We start from the raw sequence: 15,774 nt of genomic DNA, 5'->3' as shown, positions 1-15,774 counted from the left end.
ACAGGCGTGCCTGATGCCCCGTCAGGGGATTCTGCTGTCGTCCTGGTGAAGGTGGTGTGAGACCTTCTCCGATGTTGGACGATCGGCAGAATCGAGACTGTTGAGTCCTCACAAACCTGTAGGGATCCGCTTCGGAGGCAGTGAGACAGGGTCGCTGGTTTGACAGCCCCTCACGAACCGGCGTGATCAGGATGCCGAGCGGTGTGGCGTTCCTCAGCGTCGTGTATCGGCTGGGGGCACGGTGAAGGTGGCGGGGCCTGGCGTCGGCTTCGCGGCGTTGATCTGTGTGTAGGTGTCGATCCATGGGGCTCGGTCGCCGTCGGTGGCGGTGTCTTCGGCCGGGTGGTCCAGGGGCAGATGGAGGCGGGCGTTGCTGATCTGGATCTTTTGCTTGGAGGGGGTGTCGAGCCAGTCGCCGGTTCGTACCGAGCCGATTTCCACGGCGAGGCGGTGGCCGGCTCGCAGGGTCCAGTCGGTCGACTTCAGGCTGATGTTCAGGTGGTCCTGGTCCAGGCGGGAGACTCGCTCGTCGAATGCGACGGCGTTTCCGTCGGGGCCTACGTCGTGCAGCTTGACCATGACGTTGCCTTCACCCCTGGCCGTCAGGGTGATCCTGGGTGTGCCGGTGACTCGGGTGGCTGCCTTGAGAGGTTCGGACCAGATGAAGAAGCTTCCGGCATTACGACCGGTTTCCTCTTCCGGTGGTGTGGGCTGTGAGCCTGCTCCGCTGTCCAGGTACGAGCCGTTGCCGAGTCGGAGGTTCGCGGAGCGGTTCGCTGTGGGCCAGGACTTCTCGGCGCGCCAGTTGCCGAGGTTGTCCTGGACGGCGTAGTTCGGGTATGTGACCTTGGGATCTATGTCCTTGAGGTGTTCGTCGAAGAAGGACATTGTCTCCTTGAACCAGGTCGCGCGGCCCATCGCGAACTTCCCTTCCTGCGTGCGGTCGTTGCCGCGTACGTGGTCCCAGGGGCCGATCCAGGCGCGCTGCGGGCCGCGGTGGTTGTGGAGGAACTCCTCCATTCCCACGGGGAGGGTGTTGGTTTCGGTGGTGCCCTGGGTGAACAGGAGCGGGGTGTCGGTGTCCTTCGCCTTCGTGGCTGGGCTGCGGTCTTTCCAGTACGGGTCTTCCGGGTCGCCGATGGTGGGGCCGAAGGAGTTGAGTGCCAGGCACTCGGGGTGCTTCGTCTCGTACGCGGCGTTGGTCCGGTATCGCTTGTCCTCGTCCGGCAACTGGGCCAGGCTGGCGATGCGGTTGTAGCTGGTGGGTAGTTGCACGCTGTTCGGGCGGGGTACACCGTTGGAGTGCAGGTGCTCATACAGGTCCCAGATGGGCTCCTGGGCGACGACTGCTTTCAGCGCGTCGTTCTTCGCGTTGTTGCCGAGGAGGCCGGTGTAGGCGTCGAAGGACTTGCCGTACATTCCCACCGCTCCGGTGGACCAGGGCTGTTTCGAGCTCCAGTCGATCGCGGCCTTGACGTCGGCCTGGTCCCCGGGGCCGCCGAGGTCGAGGCATCCAGTGGAGCCGCCGAAGCCGCGGGTGTCCACCATGACAAAGGCGTACCCCTTGTCGAGCAGGGCGGTGCCTTCCAGCAGGTCCTGGAAGCGCCCCGAGGGGCCGGCGTGCTCTTCCTTCACCTCCATCTGCCCGGAGTGGCCGAAGTACGCGCCGGCCGACATGACGACGGGCACCTTCGTGCCCTCGGGAAGGTTTTCGGGAAGCAGAACATCGGCGTGCAGCTCGGTCCCGGAGCCGTCCGAGGAGGGGAAGTAGTGCTGGGTCCAGCGCGCCCCCTCCGGCACCCGTTCATTCTCCTCATGGGTCACCGAACGGGTGGCCGTGGCAACAACTGTTTTCTCTGCTCGGTTGCCGTCGGTCACCCGGCCCGGCGTGGCGACGGCTGCCCCCGTGAGGGCGCCGGTCACGGCGCAGGCCGTGATCAGTGCTGCGGCGGTTGCGGCTGATCGTTTCCTCATGAAGTACTCCTGGCTTCTGGTGCGGGCAGACGCGGAAGGGCGGCACTCACACGCGTAGGTCACCCCTGCAAGGAATCGGCCGACCACCATCCTGTCACTTAGTGACAATGTCACTAAGTGACGAGTGTGGCAAGTGGGTCCCGCCATCCTGGCTCGCCGCGTGGCCGCGTGGCCACGCGGCGAGGGGCTCGGTCGACTTCGGGTCCGCGGCAGTGTGCTGTGAAGTCGTTCGGGCGCACTTCCCGGGGTGCGGTCGTCGCACCTGACCGGTTTCGCGGCGAGATCCACCTGTCGGTCCACTCGGGCTGCGAATCGGGGCCGGGCAATGCTGGAGCTGTGCCGCGAGAGACTGGCGAAAAACGTCACTTAGTGCCAATGTGGCGCAAGGTGAAAATTATGGGAACGGGTGGTGAAGAGATGGCCGAGGAAGAGGCCACGGCCAGGCGCGGCCGCGGTGGGATGAGCGAGCAGCGTCGTCGTCGTGTACGTCTGGAGATCTCGCGGGAGGCTGCACGTCTGTTCTGGGCGCAGGGCGTCGACGGGACGAGCGGTGACCAGATCGCTGAGGCGGTGGGCTTGTCGACCCGCACCATCTGGCGCCATTTTCGCAGCAAGGAGAGCTGTGCAGAGCCGATCATCGCGCAGAGCGTGGAGTGGGAACTGGCCACTCTGCGCAGTTGGCCGCTGCACCGCTCGCTGGAGGAGCACTTTGCCACGGAGGCGAAGCGGCTGGTCAGCGAGATCGACACGCAGGAGCAGGCCGATGCCGGGCTGGGCGTGAAGATGATGCGACTGGGTGATACCGAGCCGGCCCTGCGTACGGCCTGGCTGATGGCATGCGATCAAGTCGAACACGAACTGGCCGCAGTCATCGCGACCCGGCTCGGACGTGAGCACGACGACCTGCAGGTACGTCTGCACGCCGCGGCTGCTTCTGCCGCCCTACGAGTCCTCAACGAGTACGTGGGAGCAGGCCTTCTGGACGGCACTGATCCCCGGAAGCTCGGTGACGAGAATTTCGCCTTCATCGCCGATGCCGTCCGCACGGCCACCGGTGGCGCCGTGGGTGACCCGGTCCACGTCGCCGAGGTACCCGCCGAGTCGGCGCCCGAAGGTGTCGCCGTGCAGCGTACTGAGGGCGGGGTGGAGGTCTGCGAACTCACCCAGAAGGAGCTGTAGAGCGTGGACGGCGTCGAGCCCCCCTCGCCGAGGGCGCCGGGCCGGAGGGAGGGGAGTTGGGCAAGGAGTCGTCCGTGTGGTCCGTCGATCTCGAGGGGGGGCGAGGTGTACCGGACCCACGTCAGCAGCCTCCGACGCACCCCGCCCCTCCTGGCTGGCCGATCCTTGCAACTGCCCACCCACAGGTGTGGAGGGCTGAGGGCGAACGGGGGGCATGAGCCGTGTGCTCCTGGGTGGCGAGCGGACGCGGCCCGGCCTCTTGGTGATGCCACGTCAGCCTCGAACGGATACCGACAGGCTGCGTGATCGTTCATGCTCCGGAGGTGCAGCCCCGAGCCTGTTCATAACCCAGTTCCAGCAGGGCGGCACGCAGCTTTACCGCTGCTCCGGTCAGCGCCGACGGGTCTTCCTCCTGCTTGGCCTTGCTGAAATCGAAGTCGGTCATGTCCCAGACCGGCGCGACGTGTATATGCAGATGCGGTACCTCGAAGCCCGCAACGACGAGCCCGGCGCGCGGAGCGTTCCAGGCCCGCTGCACCCCCTGCCCCACGGCTTGGGCCACCTCGAAGCAACGCGTCAGGAGGGGCCCGTCGATGTCCGTCCACCGATCGACCTCACGTCGTGGCACCACAAGGGTGTGGCCAGGCCGCAACGGAGCTATGGAGAGGAAAGCGACGATTTCCGGATCTTGCCAGACGAAGAGTCCGGGCAACTCCCCAGTGATGATGCGAGAGAACACAGTAGTCATACGTGCAATATTCCTCAGGAGCGTCAGGGTGTGGGCAGCGGGGCACGGATCAGGCAGCGACGGCCGCGGCCCTTGGCCGTCGTTGCCTGACACGACCGCTCGACCAGCGTCACTGGCTTGACTCCATGGAACCGGACGCTCGACTAACCGAACGCCGGAGTGCGGAACAATGATGCTCGGCAAGGGCAGTACCTGTGACGCCGAACGCGCCGGCTCGTTCGCCGACTGGATGAAAGGGCCTGCGACGGTCGGTTGCTCGACGAAGCTCATCCGTTCAAGAGCATGGCAGATTAGTGCAGTGCGCAGCGCCCGTGCTGCGAGCCGGGCAGGCAGGACCACGACGTGATCGAGTCCGCTGAGTAGCTCCTCCGTCCGGAACCGTGGCGGCGACCTCGAGGGGCCGGTCCGATGAACGAGCGCCACGCGGGCGGCTCGATCCATAGCAAGCGCGGGTCGTCGTCGGCTGCGGCGTGCGGACCCTTCGTCGCAGTCACTCGGCCTGGGTTCTCCGTTCAGCCGGACATCAGCAGGCGACGTCGTAGGTGGGTTGCCGACGGCGCGCGCCAGCTTGCGCTGTCTGTCTCCCCTGGTCGCTGCCCCTCATCGCCGTCCGTAGCGCGCGCACGACCCCTCGGGCCTAGGCTCCCACCGAACCGCGCGAGCACTGCCATCGAGGCCTCGCGCCCTCTCCAGGCGGGCGACGGCGAGCAGCCGTGCGCACCCGGCGGCCAGCCCTGATGACGAGCGACTCACTGTGCGAGATCTCGCGGGGTTGTGGCGTGGGTTACATCAGGCAGGGTGGCGACGACTGGCGTTTAATGGCAATGTGTCACTTAGTGACGTCAACGCAAGCTGCTGACGCTTAAATTGACCCAGAGGTGTGGATCGCTATGCAGGACACGAGTTCCCGGGAGGCGGCTGTCGCGCGGGAGGCAGGTCGGGGGAAAGAGACGGTGCTCGAACAGGCGGGCGGAGTCAAAGGTGTCGTCTACTCGGCGCTGCCCGCTTTGGTGTTCGTCGTCGCCAACGGCGTCGGCGGACTCAAGGTCGGCATCCTGGCCGCTCTCCTGGTCGCCGGCGGCATCGCGGCGCAGCGGCTGGTGCGCAGGGAGTCGATCCAGCCGGCGCTGGGCGGCGTGTTCGGCGTAGCCGTCGCAGCCGGCGTCTCCTGGTATACGGGGTCCGCCAAGGACTTCTTCCTCATCGGCATCTGGGCGAGCCTGGCCGGCGCCGTCGCCTTTGTTGTCTCTGTGGTGGTGCGCTGGCCTCTGGCGGGACTGATCTGGAACGCGACGACCGGTAAGGGTGTTGTCTGGCGTGCGGACGGGCGTTCGCGGCTCTATTACGACATCGCCACCCTGGTGCTGGCTGTCATCTTCGGTGCTCGATTCGCCGTTCAGCAGTACCTCTACCAGGCCGACGAGGTCGGCTCGCTGGGTTTCGCCAAGATCGCCATGGGCTACCCGCTCCTCGCCCTCGGAGTCCTGGTCGTCGCCTGGGCCGCCCGGGCTTCCGACAAGCGGCTGAAGGTGGCGGGACTGCTGCCTGCCAAGCGCACCTGACTCGGCACTTCCGATCTCCATCCGCTCCGGACGGGCTGCGCGCAGCCCGTCCGGAGGCGTGTGTACTCGCATCGGTCACGGCGACGTCCGATTCGGCGGACGCGCTTTCTATGGGCCGGTGCTTCATGCCGTCGCTGCGATCATGTGCGGCCACGCACTGCATGCGCCCGCACGGCCTGGCTGAGGGGCTGCGGTCAGGGGGGAAGGCGAATTGGTCGAGTGTTTACCGGCCGCCTTGACCCGCCTGCCGGCGGCATCAGGGTGCGGGTGCACCCGCGGCCGCCTCGGCGCCTTACAGGAGGTCGACCATGAGGAAATCAGCGGCGGCCCGATTGCCCGGGTGGGTGCGCTGGCCGGACCGATGGCAGGGGCCCTCGGTGGCGATGAGACGGAGGTCATGCGGGAGTGGGAACCTTGCCAGGAACTGCTCGCGCCTGGGGTGTGTGAAGGCTGCGACAGTCGGCTTCTTGGCCTGGAATGCGGCCGGGCTGACCGGATTCGCGGCCCTGGGTGCGGCCCTGTTCGGCGCACAGCATGCTTGGCTGCCGGTCGTCGCATGGTCGGCCGTCGCCCTCTTTGCCCCGTCCGACCCGGACGGGCTCGCCGGCTGGCCCCTGGCCCCGCCCGACGCTGCGCCCGCCAGTTGCCCCGCTGTATTGATGGCCGTCGGCATGCATCACCGCCCATGCGCTGGTCGGCCCTCGGAGATGACCTGTCGCCGCCCGTGTGGCACCCGGGCGAACTCGGCCCGATCTCTGGGTGCCGGCTGCCACCGTCCACCGGATCCTGGCCCGGGACGACCTGAACCTCCGGCCCGACCGGCCCGCCGGAGAGTCGATACGGCATCCATGCCGTGCAGGCTCACCGTCTCCCGGTATCTGGCCGACTGTCCGCAGCGACAGTTGACACAACCTGTCACTTAGTGACACTGTCACTAAGTGACAGCTGTGGCTGCGGGAAGGCGGCGACTCAAGGTTGCGTACCCGCTCAGGTTCCTTGCCACCGCCGGGGTTCTGCCGTTGCTGTCCGGCGTAACAACGGGAAGGACTGATATGGCATTGCCGACGATCATCAGCGTTGAGGAGTTCTTCGCGCCTCCAAGGCGTTCGAGGGCCTCTATCTCGCCGGATGGCACAAAGATTGCTTATCTGGCTCCTTGGGAGAACCGTCTGAACCTGTGGGTCGGGAGTGTCGAAGCGCCGGAGGAGGCGCGGCGGGTCACCTCTGAGGACCGCAACCTGCTGAGCTATCACTGGACGGATGATCCGCGGTGGCTGCTCTATACCCGGGATCAGGGCGGCGACGAGAACAGTCACCTGTACCGAGTCGATCTCGACGTCCCGGACGCAGCGGCTGTCGACCTGACGCCGTTTCCCGGTGCGCGCATCACAGATCTGAAGCTTCCTACCTCTCGGCCGGGGAAGGCGGTGTTCTCCTCCAACAGCCGGAATCCCGCTGTGTTCGACCTCTTCGAGTTGGATATCGCCACCGGTGACCTGCGGATGCTCGCGGAGAACACCGCGGGCGCGGCCGTCACTCTCTTCTACGGCGGCAGTGCGGGCCCCCTCACCAGCGAGGTCAGCGAACGAGGCGACCTACGGCTCTCACGGTGGGACGAGTCCACGCAGACCTCGTGCCACCTGGCGTGGTTCGAGGGTGGGGACTATCCGCTGGGCGTCTATCCGTTGGAGGTCACTCCTGACGGAAGTGGTGTGCTCCATGGCTCGTACCAGGACTCGGACAGGCTTCGTGTGGTCCGGCTGGACACGGTGACTGGTGAAGAGACTGTGGTTGACTCTCACCCGCGCTACGACCTGGACACTCGGGCCCGCGTGTTTCCCTCGCTGCCCTCCCCTCTGATCTTCAGTCGGCGTACCGGTGAACTCATCGGGGTTCGATATCTCGGGGAACGACAGGTGATCAAGGCGCTGGACCCGCACTTCGCCGAGGTCTTGGAAAACCTGGAGAAACTGTCCGCCGGCGACCTGGCCGACATCTCGTCAGACGAGACCGGGCAGCGGTGGGTCGTCAGCTTCACCCACGACCGCGATCCTGGGGCCGCGTACTACTACGACCATTCCTCAGGCGAGAGCCGGCTCCTGTTCCGTCCCCGTGGTCACCTGGATCCCGAGCAACTGGCGTCTATGACACCGGTGACGATCACCTCTCGGGAGCACCTGAGCTTTGGAGCCGCACCGACCTCTGCACGGCGGTGGGACCCAGCTGGGGTCTGGTCCAGCTGTTGGCCAATCGGGGCTACGCGGTCCTGCAGGTGAACTTCCGCAGCTCCACGGGGTACGGCAAATCGTTCATGAAGGCCGGTATCGGGGAGCTGGCCGGCAAGATGCACGATGACCTGATCGACGGGGTCGACTGGGCCGTTGCCCAGGGATACGCGGACCCGGACCGGGTGGCCATCCTCGGCGGCTCCTACGGAGGCTACGCAGCGCTGGTGGGCGCCGCTTTCACCCCCGACGTCTTCGCCGCCGCCGTGGACATCTTCGGGGTCTCCGACCTTGCGAACTTCCTGCGCAATCAGCCGGAGTTCGTCCGGCCGGCCCTTGCCGCCAACTGGTTCCGCTGGGTCGGCGACCCTGCGGATCCGCACCAGGAAGCCGACATGCTGACCCGCTCACCGATCAGCCGGGTGGACCAGATCCGCACACCGCTGCTCATCGCCCAGGGCGCCAACGACGCGAGAGTGGCGCAGGCGGAATCCGACAACATGGTCCATGCCCTCCGGGCGCGTGGAGCCCTCGTCGAGTACATCCTCATGGGGGACGAGGGGCACTCCATCGAGAACCCGGAGAACTTGACCGCCGTCTACCGCGCGGTGGAGCGGTTCCTGGGCGAACACCTCGGACCCGGCAGGGACGGATAGCCACTGCGGCCCACTTCCACCGGGCCCCGGGTCAGGAACGGGAAACAGGGGCTCCGACGGCGCTGGCCAGCGTGCGGACCGCGTGGTCTACGGCGGCCCCGGTGGAAGGCTGTTCGGAGTCGTGGACGAAGGCGGTGGCTCCGCGCTGGCTGCCGACGTAGTCGATGAGACCGTGCGTGAGTTGTGTGCGCAGCGCCATCTCGTAGCCGTGCCGCTCGTATGCGCCGGCGTCGGCGCCTGCTATCGGTAGCAGGTGCGTCGTGAGTCGCTGGAGCTTGGGCAGTACTCCTCCTGTGGCGGCGTACTCGAAGGCCCAGCCGTTGACGAAGACCCGGTCGATCCACCCTTTCAGGAGGGCTGGTACGGACCACCAGTACACAGGGAAAACGAGAACGAGGTCGGTCGCCCAATCCAGGCGCTGCTGCTCGCGAACCACGTCGGGTGGGTGGCCGCCGCCCTCCTGGTAGGCGCGACGGTCCGCCGAGGTGAACCGGGGGTCGAAGCCCTCCTGGTGCAGGTCTGCGGCCTCGACGGCGCCGGGGCGCAGGGCTGTGCTGAGACGTTCCGCGATGTAGTGGGTGAGGGAGCCGGGGTCGGGGTGCGCGGTGACAAGAAGGGTGCGAGAGGTCTCGTCTGTGCTCATGGCGGTACGTCCTTAGGTGTGGGCCGGGTTTCGGAGGTCTTCGCGGGTGTGGGTGTGCGGGGATGCGGTCCGTGAGCGGCCGGGGTGTGGTCGGCGCCTCACTGCGGGGCATTCCAGACGCCGGCAGCGGCCGCGCGGACGACGTACTCCTCGAGGGTTCGCGGCGCGCGTTCCAGCACGGTGGTGAGGTCGCCGGTCGTCTCGGAGACCGAGCCGCCCGCCATCAACGCGAACATTTCGGCGACCTCGTCGGCCTCGTGCCGGCTTACGCCTTGCCCGACGAGCTCCGCCACGTACGCGTCACAGGTGATCTGCCGGTAGGTGAGCGTCCGTCCGGATGCCCGCGCGATCAGCTCGACGGCCTCGGCGAACCTGACGGGGCGGGGCCCGCTCAGCTCGTAGACCTGCCGCACGTGCCGGTCACGCTCGGTCAGTGCCGCGACTGCAGCGTCCGCAATGTCCTCCACGTCGACGAAGGGCTCGGGAACGTCCCCGGCCGGCAGCGCCAGTTCGCCGGCGAGCAGCGGTGCGTGGAATACGTCCTCGCCGAAGTTCTGGGCGAAGTTGGACGCTCGCAGCACGGTCCACTCCAGAGGCGCACCGCGGACGGCCTCCTCGGCGGAGACCATGTTGCGCCCGAACATGGAGCCGCCCCAGCCGTCCGCACCGCGGCCGGAGAGGAGCACCAGCCGTCGCACCCCGGCGGCCGCTGCCCGCGCCGCGAATGCGTGCACCGGGCCCGGCACCGGCGGGGGCACCACGTAGGCCGCGTAGATGCCGTGCAGGACGGCGTCCCAGCCAGCCGGCTGGGACCAGTCGAAGTGGACCTGGCTGGACCGGGAGGCCGCGCGCACCGGGATGCCGCGAAGTCGCAGCCGGGCTGCGACACGGCGCCCCGTCCGGCCGGTCGCGCCAACCACAAGACAAGTGTGTGTGTTCATGGCTCCACTCAACACGGGCCGCCCGGACGTTCCCATGGGTGAAGAGCCGCCTTGCCTTTGTAATCGTCTACTCTGGTGGGGTGGACATCACCAGCGAGCTGTTTCGAGGCGTGAGAGCGCACGGCTCACTGTTCGGTAGTTCGACGCTGTCCCCACCTTGGTCCCTGCACTTCGTGGACGGGCCCCCACTGACTCTGTGCACCGTTCTCACAGGCACCGGCTGGATCGTTTTGGACGGCCATCCGCCCGAACGGCTCGGCCCCCACGACACGGTCGTGGTGCGCGGCCCCGCGACCTTCACCTTCGTCGACGACCCGGCAACCACTGCCGAGCCCCTCGTCTGCAGTGAGGAGTGCGCCGCCCCCGAGCAGGGCGGCACCCGCCATCGGCTCGGCTGGCACGAACCCGGCGAGGACGGGGAGGGGCACGGCACAACGACCCTGGTCATCGGCGCCTACCCGATGAGCGGCGAGATTGGCCGCCGGCTGCTGGACAGCTTGCCCGTCGTGCTGCGCGTACCCGCCGGCGGCGACGGCGACCCGGTGCTCGATCATCTCGCCGCCGAGGTCTCCCGCGACGAACCGGGCCAGCAGGTGGTGCTCGACCGGCTCCTGGACTGGATGCTGGTGTGCACGCTGCGCACCTGGCTCGACGAGCCAGGTCGGCGTCCCCCGGCCTGGTGGTCCGCGCAGAAGGACCCGGTGGTCGGCGAGGCCCTGCGCCTGCTGCACGCCGAACCGGCCGCGCCCTGGACGGTGGCCGCACTGGCCCGCCGTGCCGGAGTGTCCCGCTCGACACTGGCCAAGCGGTTCACCGAGCTGCTCGGCGAAGCGCCGCTGGCCTACCTCACCCACTGGCGCATGACACTCGCCGCGGACCTTCTGGCCGAGCAGCCCTCCGCTACCGTCGCGTCCATTGCCCGCACCGTCGGCTACACGGACCCGTTCGCGTTCAGCGTGGCCTTCAAACGGACCCGCGGCGTCACACCCAGCACCTACCGCCGGACCACCGAAGCACGCTGACGCACCCATGTGCCGGACGCCGGACTCACGCAAGAAGTCCGCGACCGGCGAGCTGGGCGTTTGCGCCCCCGCACCGCACGTGGGCCATGACCGGCAGGGCGTGTCAGCTCGCCGAAGTAGTGAGCCCCTCTGCTCGATACCTTTGCTCGGTGTGGTGTTCGACAGCCGCGCGGGAGCGCTGTTCCGGCTCTGCGTGGGAACGGACTCCCTGTGGGAGGGCCGCCGGCCTTGTCCGAGGTGCCGGAGTCGTCTGTGGTCACATCCCGCCGGCGATCCGCATCACCGTGCCGGTCGCGTAGGAGGCGTCGTCCGAGAGCAGCCAGGCGACCGCTCCGGCGATCTCCTCGGGCTGGCCGGCGCGGCCCATGGGGACGAGTGCCGCGATCTTGGCGGGCCGCTGCGGGTCGGCGTGGAAATCGGTCCAGATCGTGCCCGGTGCCACGCAGTTGACCCGGATCCCGTCGGCCGCCACTTCCTTGGACAGTCCCACCGTCATGGCGTCCACGGCGGCCTTGGCCGCAGCGTAATGGACGTAGGTCCCCGGGCTGCCCAGGGTCGCGGCTGCGGAGGAGACGTTCACGATAGCCCCGCCCGCCGCCATGTCCCTGATGGCCCGACGGGCACAAAGCAGGTATCCGAGAACGTTGACTCCCAGGGCCTGTCGCATCCCCTCAGGGTCGGCGTCGGCCAGTGCTCCCACCGGCCCGCTCACGCCGGCGTTGTTCACCAGCCCGGTGACCGGCCCCAGGTACTCGGCAGCAATATCGAACAAACGGTCCACCTCTGCCGCGTCGGCGGTGTCGACCGCGACTGCCACAGCCGCCCGGCCCAGCGCACGCACCCTTTCGGCCACGCCCTCCGCGGCCTCGGCGTCCGACCGGTAGCCCACGGCCATATCGTGCCCCTCGGCCGCCAGCCGCAGGCAGATCGCCGCGCCGATGCCCCGACTGCCGCCGGTGACCACAGTCACTCGCTGGTCCACTTGTCCCACCTTGTCCGGCCCTCCGAGTAGGGACCGATGAATGATCGATCAAATAGTCACTCTACTCACGCGTCTCCTGTGCCGATCCATGCCACCGGAGCGGAGGGCCCGCGGTTCGTGCGGGCGGGCGGGATTTCCGCGGCCGCCCTACGGGTCGCACCGCTGCCGGCTTCCGTGATCGCCGCGCAGCGCGCGACGCGGGCCGCGCAGCAGGAGACTCTGGCGGCGGTCACCCGTGAGCGGGATGCCAAGATCGGTGAGGCCCTCGCCCTGGAACGGGCGGCGATGGCGCGCGAACTGCACGACATCGTCGGCCACCGTCTGTCCGGAATTTCACTGATGGCCTCGGTCGTCGCTCGGCAGACCGCCTCGGCACCGGGCGAGGCCCGCTGCGGAGCGTTGGAGATCCGCAAGCAGAGCAACGCGATCCTGGATGACCTGCGTCGTCTGGTGGGACTGCTCCGCGGTGTTGGTCACCAAGACGAGGGCGTCAAATCCCTCGACACTCTTTCCGGTCTGATCGAGACGGCCCGTCCCACCGGAGCCTGTGTCGACTTCGATCCGCGGAGCGGCGAACGACGGGACGCCTCCTCCCTGGGTGGTTGATGCCCTTGCTGCGAAGCGCCTATGCACTGGGCGCTTGTGCAACACGGACAAGCGCGGACGGCTGAGTGGCTGGGCGGCCTCCGCGGTGCCGACGGGCCAGAGGGTGGTCGTCACGGGGGTGAGCGCCGAGGTGCAGCGGTGGACAGCCGGTGGACAGATGCCTTTGGACGCGGCAGCACGAGGCAGCACGCCCCAACACGGTGCACCTTCTCTGATCAGCTCAGATGTCTCCAGGCCGCATCACGCTGCACCGGTCAACATGATCGCTTTCGGTCTCGTAATGCGTAGGTCCCAGGTCCGAGTTGCCAGGGACTTTTCAGGGACTTTCAGCTCTGTCGGAGGGACATCCGAGGGAGTTTTCGCAGTACAAGAACGGAAGGCTGCGACAGCGCTGAAAGGCCCAGGGCTTCGGGCCCGCGCATCCGCGCCGTCGCTCCGCAACGCTCCGGCATGGCGTCGGGTCGGCAGGAGGAGACGAGGCTCTTCGGGACGTACACGGTCCTGAACTGGAGGAACGTGCCCCGGCGGGCCTGCCGACGTGAGCGACGGCCCGCCCGGGGGGACGGTCAGTAGGCGTAGAACCCCGACCCCGTCTTGCGGCCGAGGCGCCCCGCGTCGACCATGCGCTGGAGCAGCGGGGGAGCGGCGTACAGGGGCTCCTTGTACTCCGCGTACATCGAGTCCGCGACCGAGGCCACGGTGTCCAGGCCGATCAGGTCCGCGAGCTTCAGCGGCCCCATCGGGTGGGCGCAGCCCATCTCCATGCCGTTGTCGATGTCCTCGCGGCTGGCGATGCCCGACTCGAACATCCGGATCGCGGAGAGGAGGTACGGGATCAGCAGCGCGTTCACGACGAAGCCGGACCGGTCCTGGGCGCGGATCGGGTGCTTGCCGAGCACGTCCTGCACGACGGCCTCGGCGCGCTTGATGGTCTCGTCCGACGTGGTCAGCGCCGGGATCAGCTCGACGAGCTTCTGCACCGGGGCCGGGTTGAAGAAGTGGATGCCGATGACCCGGTCCGGACGCGAGGTGGCGACGGCCAGCTTCACCAGCGGGATCGAGGAGGTGTTGGAGGCCAGGATCGCGTCCTGCCGGGTCACCACCTGGTCCAGCACCTGGAAGATCTCGGTCTTGACCTGCTCGTTCTCCACGACGGCCTCGATGACGAGATCGCGGTCGGCGAACTCCCCGAGATCGGTCGTGAAGCTCAGCCGGCCGAGGGTCTCGTCCCGCTCCTCCGCCGTGATCTTGCCGCGTTCGGCGGCCTTCGAGAGGGAGTTGTGCAGGCGGGTGCGGCCGATCTCCAGCGCTTCGCCGGTGGTCTCGGCGACCTTCACTTCGAGGCCGGCGCGCGCGCACACCTCCGCGATACCTGCGCCCATCTGGCCACAGCCCACCACCCCGACGCGTGCAATGTCGGCCATAGAGTCCGTCACCTCGTGCCTTTCGCTGTTCTCCGTATCGCAGGGTCCCGTGTGATTCCGGTGCCCGCCTCGACCCCACGACGTTACTCCGAATGCCGACGCGGACGTCCCGCGGGTCACGGAGGCTACGGGTGGGAAGGATGCGGTTACGTAGAGCTATCGGAGTCGGGTGCGGGACAGGGCGAGAGAGGTGGACCAGGATGCGGCGTACGGGTATGGCCAGGAGAGCCTTCGTGCTGAGTGCGGCCGGACTGCTGGCGGCGATGACGACGGCCGGTGACGCGGTGGCCTCCACGGCGGGGGGAACCTCTCGGGCGGGGGGAACCGCTCCGGCCGGGGGCAGGAAGGGCGGCGGGCGGCCGGAGGCTGCGGCGGGGCAGGTGCGCGGCATGTGGATCGCCACCGTCGCCAACATCGACTGGCCCTCGAAGCCGGGCCTCACGGCGGTGCGGCAGGAGGCCGAGCTGTTCGCGTATCTGGACCGGGCGGTCGAGCTGCGGCTCAACGCGGTGATGCTCCAGGTCCGGCCGACCGCCGACGCCCTGTGGCCCTCGCCGTACGAGCCGTGGGCCGACTGTCTCACCGGGAGGCAGGGCGAGGACCCTGGCTGGGACCCGCTCGGCACGGCGGTGCGCGCGGCGCACGACCGGAGCCTGGAGCTGCACGCCTGGTTCAACCCGTACCGGGTGGCGAACCACACGGACCCCACCCGCCTCGTCGCCTCCCACCCGGCCCGGCTGAACCCCGGCTGGACCGTGCCGTACGGCGGGAAGCTCTACTACAACCCCGGGCTGCCGGAGGTCCGCCGGTTCGTCCAGGACGCGATGCTGGACGCCGTGCGTCGCTACGACATCGACGCGGTGCACTGGGACGACTACTTCTACCCCTATCCGGTGGCCGGGCAGACCTTCGACGACGACGCCGCGTTCGAGCGGTACGGCGGCGGCTTCGCCGACCGGGCGGCCTGGCGGCGCGACAACATCGACCGGCTCGTGCGCGAGACGGGGCAGCGGATCCGGCGGATCAAGCCGCACGTCCGCTTCGGCATCAGCCCCTTCGCGGTCTGGCGCAACAAGGTGACCGACCCGCTGGGTTCGGACACCCGGGCGGGCGTGCAGACCTACGACGACCTGCACGCCGACACCCGCAAGTGGGTCCGCGAGGGCTGGATCGACTACATCTGCCCGCAGATCTACTGGCACATCGGCCAGACCGCCGCCGACTACGCCAAGGTCCTCGCCTGGTGGAGCGGGACCGTACGGGGCACGGGCGTCGATCTGTACGTGGGCGAGGCGCTGTACAAGGCGGGCGACCCCGCCCAGGCGGCCCCCTGGCAGGACCCGGCGGAGCTGTCCCGCCACCTCACCCTCGCCCGGGGGTACGAGGAGGTGGGCGGCCATGTGTTCTTCTCGGGGAAGAGCGTGCTGGCGGACCGGATCGGCGCGATGCGGCGCGTGGTGGCCGACCACTACACGGACCGGGTCCGGCTCTACCCGGACCGGGGCCGCGCCCACCCGCACCACGGCCGCCCTTCGGGGCGAGGCCGGGGCTGAGGGTCGCGGGGTCGGGATCCGGTGTGCGGGTCCCGGCCCGGTGCGCTCCTACCGCGGCTGTCCGTCCTTCGGTGCGTCCCGGTGCTGGACGACGCTGTCGGGACCGGGTGACATCAGGTGTTCGTGGCCGTCGTCGAAGCGGATCCGGTACGGGGGAGAGCCCCCGTCACCGAGCACTTCGATGATCTCGGCGACCCGGTCGTGCTGTCCCACGGTCCTGCCGTGCACCAGCAGCCGGTCGCCCGTGTGTGCCTCCATC

The 15,774-nt window shown here is 68.3% G+C and carries 14 protein-coding genes; 7 read left to right on the top strand and 7 right to left on the bottom strand.

Annotation, left to right across the window (positions count from 1 at the left end):
* Nucleotides 1–213: 213 nt before the first annotated feature.
* Nucleotides 214–1,974 carry a CocE/NonD family hydrolase gene (locus KV381_RS05585; protein ID WP_030088356.1) on the bottom strand — a complete coding sequence of 587 codons (1,761 nt, stop codon included), beginning with the start codon at nt 1,972–1,974 and terminating at the stop codon, nt 214–216.
* A 417-nt stretch (nt 1,975–2,391) separates the two neighbouring features.
* Here KV381_RS05585 and KV381_RS05580 point away from each other — a divergent pair, with 417 nt between their 5' ends.
* The gene (locus tag KV381_RS05580; RefSeq protein ID WP_049978650.1) at nt 2,392–3,153 is read left to right on the top strand and encodes a TetR/AcrR family transcriptional regulator; all 762 of its coding nucleotides are present in this window, start codon (nt 2,392–2,394) and stop codon (nt 3,151–3,153) included.
* A 310-nt stretch (nt 3,154–3,463) separates the two neighbouring features.
* Here the strand turns inward: KV381_RS05580 and KV381_RS05575 are convergent, their stop codons facing one another.
* A complete protein-coding gene (locus KV381_RS05575; protein ID WP_003949692.1) occupies nt 3,464–3,901 on the bottom strand; it encodes an HIT family protein in 438 nt (145 codons plus the stop codon).
* Between the two features lie 890 nt (nt 3,902–4,791).
* Here KV381_RS05575 and KV381_RS05570 point away from each other — a divergent pair.
* The 3 genes from KV381_RS05570 (at nt 4,792) to KV381_RS36335 (ending at nt 8,344) form a co-directional block, all read left to right on the top strand.
* Nucleotides 4,792–5,463: a DUF3159 domain-containing protein gene (locus tag KV381_RS05570; protein ID WP_008405917.1), complete on the top strand. Its 672-nt coding sequence runs from the start codon at nt 4,792–4,794 to the stop codon at nt 5,461–5,463.
* Nucleotides 5,464–6,401: 938 nt separating this feature from the next.
* The gene (locus tag KV381_RS36340; protein WP_256995017.1) at nt 6,402–7,739 is read left to right on the top strand and encodes a hypothetical protein; all 1,338 of its coding nucleotides are present in this window, start codon (nt 6,402–6,404) and stop codon (nt 7,737–7,739) included.
* Nucleotides 7,676–8,344, top strand: a complete 669-nt coding sequence (locus KV381_RS36335) for an alpha/beta hydrolase family protein (RefSeq protein ID WP_373460986.1) — start codon at nt 7,676–7,678, stop codon at nt 8,342–8,344. The genes KV381_RS36340 and KV381_RS36335 overlap by 64 nt, the downstream gene beginning before the upstream one ends.
* Before the next feature lie 31 nt (nt 8,345–8,375).
* Here KV381_RS36335 and KV381_RS05560 read toward each other — a convergent pair whose 3' ends face one another.
* A complete protein-coding gene (locus tag KV381_RS05560) occupies nt 8,376–8,987 on the bottom strand; it encodes an NAD(P)H-dependent oxidoreductase (RefSeq protein ID WP_003949695.1) in 612 nt (203 codons plus the stop codon).
* 98 nt (nt 8,988–9,085) lie between these two features.
* The gene (locus KV381_RS05555) at nt 9,086–9,928 is read right to left on the bottom strand and encodes an NAD(P)H-binding protein (RefSeq protein ID WP_003949696.1); all 843 of its coding nucleotides are present in this window, start codon (nt 9,926–9,928) and stop codon (nt 9,086–9,088) included.
* 80 nt (nt 9,929–10,008) lie between these two features.
* Here KV381_RS05555 and KV381_RS05550 point away from each other — a divergent pair, with 80 nt between their 5' ends.
* Nucleotides 10,009–10,950 carry an AraC family transcriptional regulator gene (locus KV381_RS05550; RefSeq protein WP_030632294.1) on the top strand — a complete coding sequence of 314 codons (942 nt, stop codon included), beginning with the start codon at nt 10,009–10,011 and terminating at the stop codon, nt 10,948–10,950.
* Nucleotides 10,951–11,206: 256 nt separating this feature from the next.
* Here KV381_RS05550 and KV381_RS05545 read toward each other — a convergent pair whose 3' ends face one another.
* Nucleotides 11,207–11,932, bottom strand: a complete 726-nt coding sequence (locus KV381_RS05545; RefSeq protein WP_030632291.1) for an SDR family oxidoreductase — start codon at nt 11,930–11,932, stop codon at nt 11,207–11,209.
* Nucleotides 11,933–12,010: 78 nt separating this feature from the next.
* On the opposite strand from KV381_RS05545, the gene KV381_RS05540 reads away from it, so the two are divergent.
* The gene (locus tag KV381_RS05540) at nt 12,011–12,538 is read left to right on the top strand and encodes a histidine kinase (RefSeq protein ID WP_230543908.1); all 528 of its coding nucleotides are present in this window, start codon (nt 12,011–12,013) and stop codon (nt 12,536–12,538) included.
* Between the two features lie 566 nt (nt 12,539–13,104).
* Here KV381_RS05540 and KV381_RS05535 read toward each other — a convergent pair.
* On the bottom strand, nt 13,105–13,962 hold the full coding sequence (locus tag KV381_RS05535; RefSeq protein ID WP_030088375.1) for a 3-hydroxybutyryl-CoA dehydrogenase: 858 nt from the start codon (nt 13,960–13,962) through the stop codon (nt 13,105–13,107).
* A gap of 233 nt (nt 13,963–14,195) precedes the next feature.
* Here KV381_RS05535 and KV381_RS05530 point away from each other — a divergent pair, with 233 nt between their 5' ends.
* The gene (locus KV381_RS05530; protein ID WP_032791140.1) at nt 14,196–15,515 is read left to right on the top strand and encodes a glycoside hydrolase family 10 protein; all 1,320 of its coding nucleotides are present in this window, start codon (nt 14,196–14,198) and stop codon (nt 15,513–15,515) included.
* A 48-nt stretch (nt 15,516–15,563) separates the two neighbouring features.
* Here KV381_RS05530 and KV381_RS05525 read toward each other — a convergent pair whose 3' ends face one another.
* Complete coding sequence (locus KV381_RS05525; protein ID WP_030088378.1) at nt 15,564–15,773, bottom strand: DUF1918 domain-containing protein; 210 nt, start codon at nt 15,771–15,773, stop codon at nt 15,564–15,566.
* Nucleotide 15,774: the final 1 nt, after the last annotated feature.

The organism is Streptomyces sp. WY228 (assembly GCF_019287315.1).
Taxonomy (GTDB): domain Bacteria; phylum Actinomycetota; class Actinomycetes; order Streptomycetales; family Streptomycetaceae; genus Streptomyces; species Streptomyces caviscabies.
This window is presented reverse-complemented; position numbering and strand designations above follow the sequence as displayed.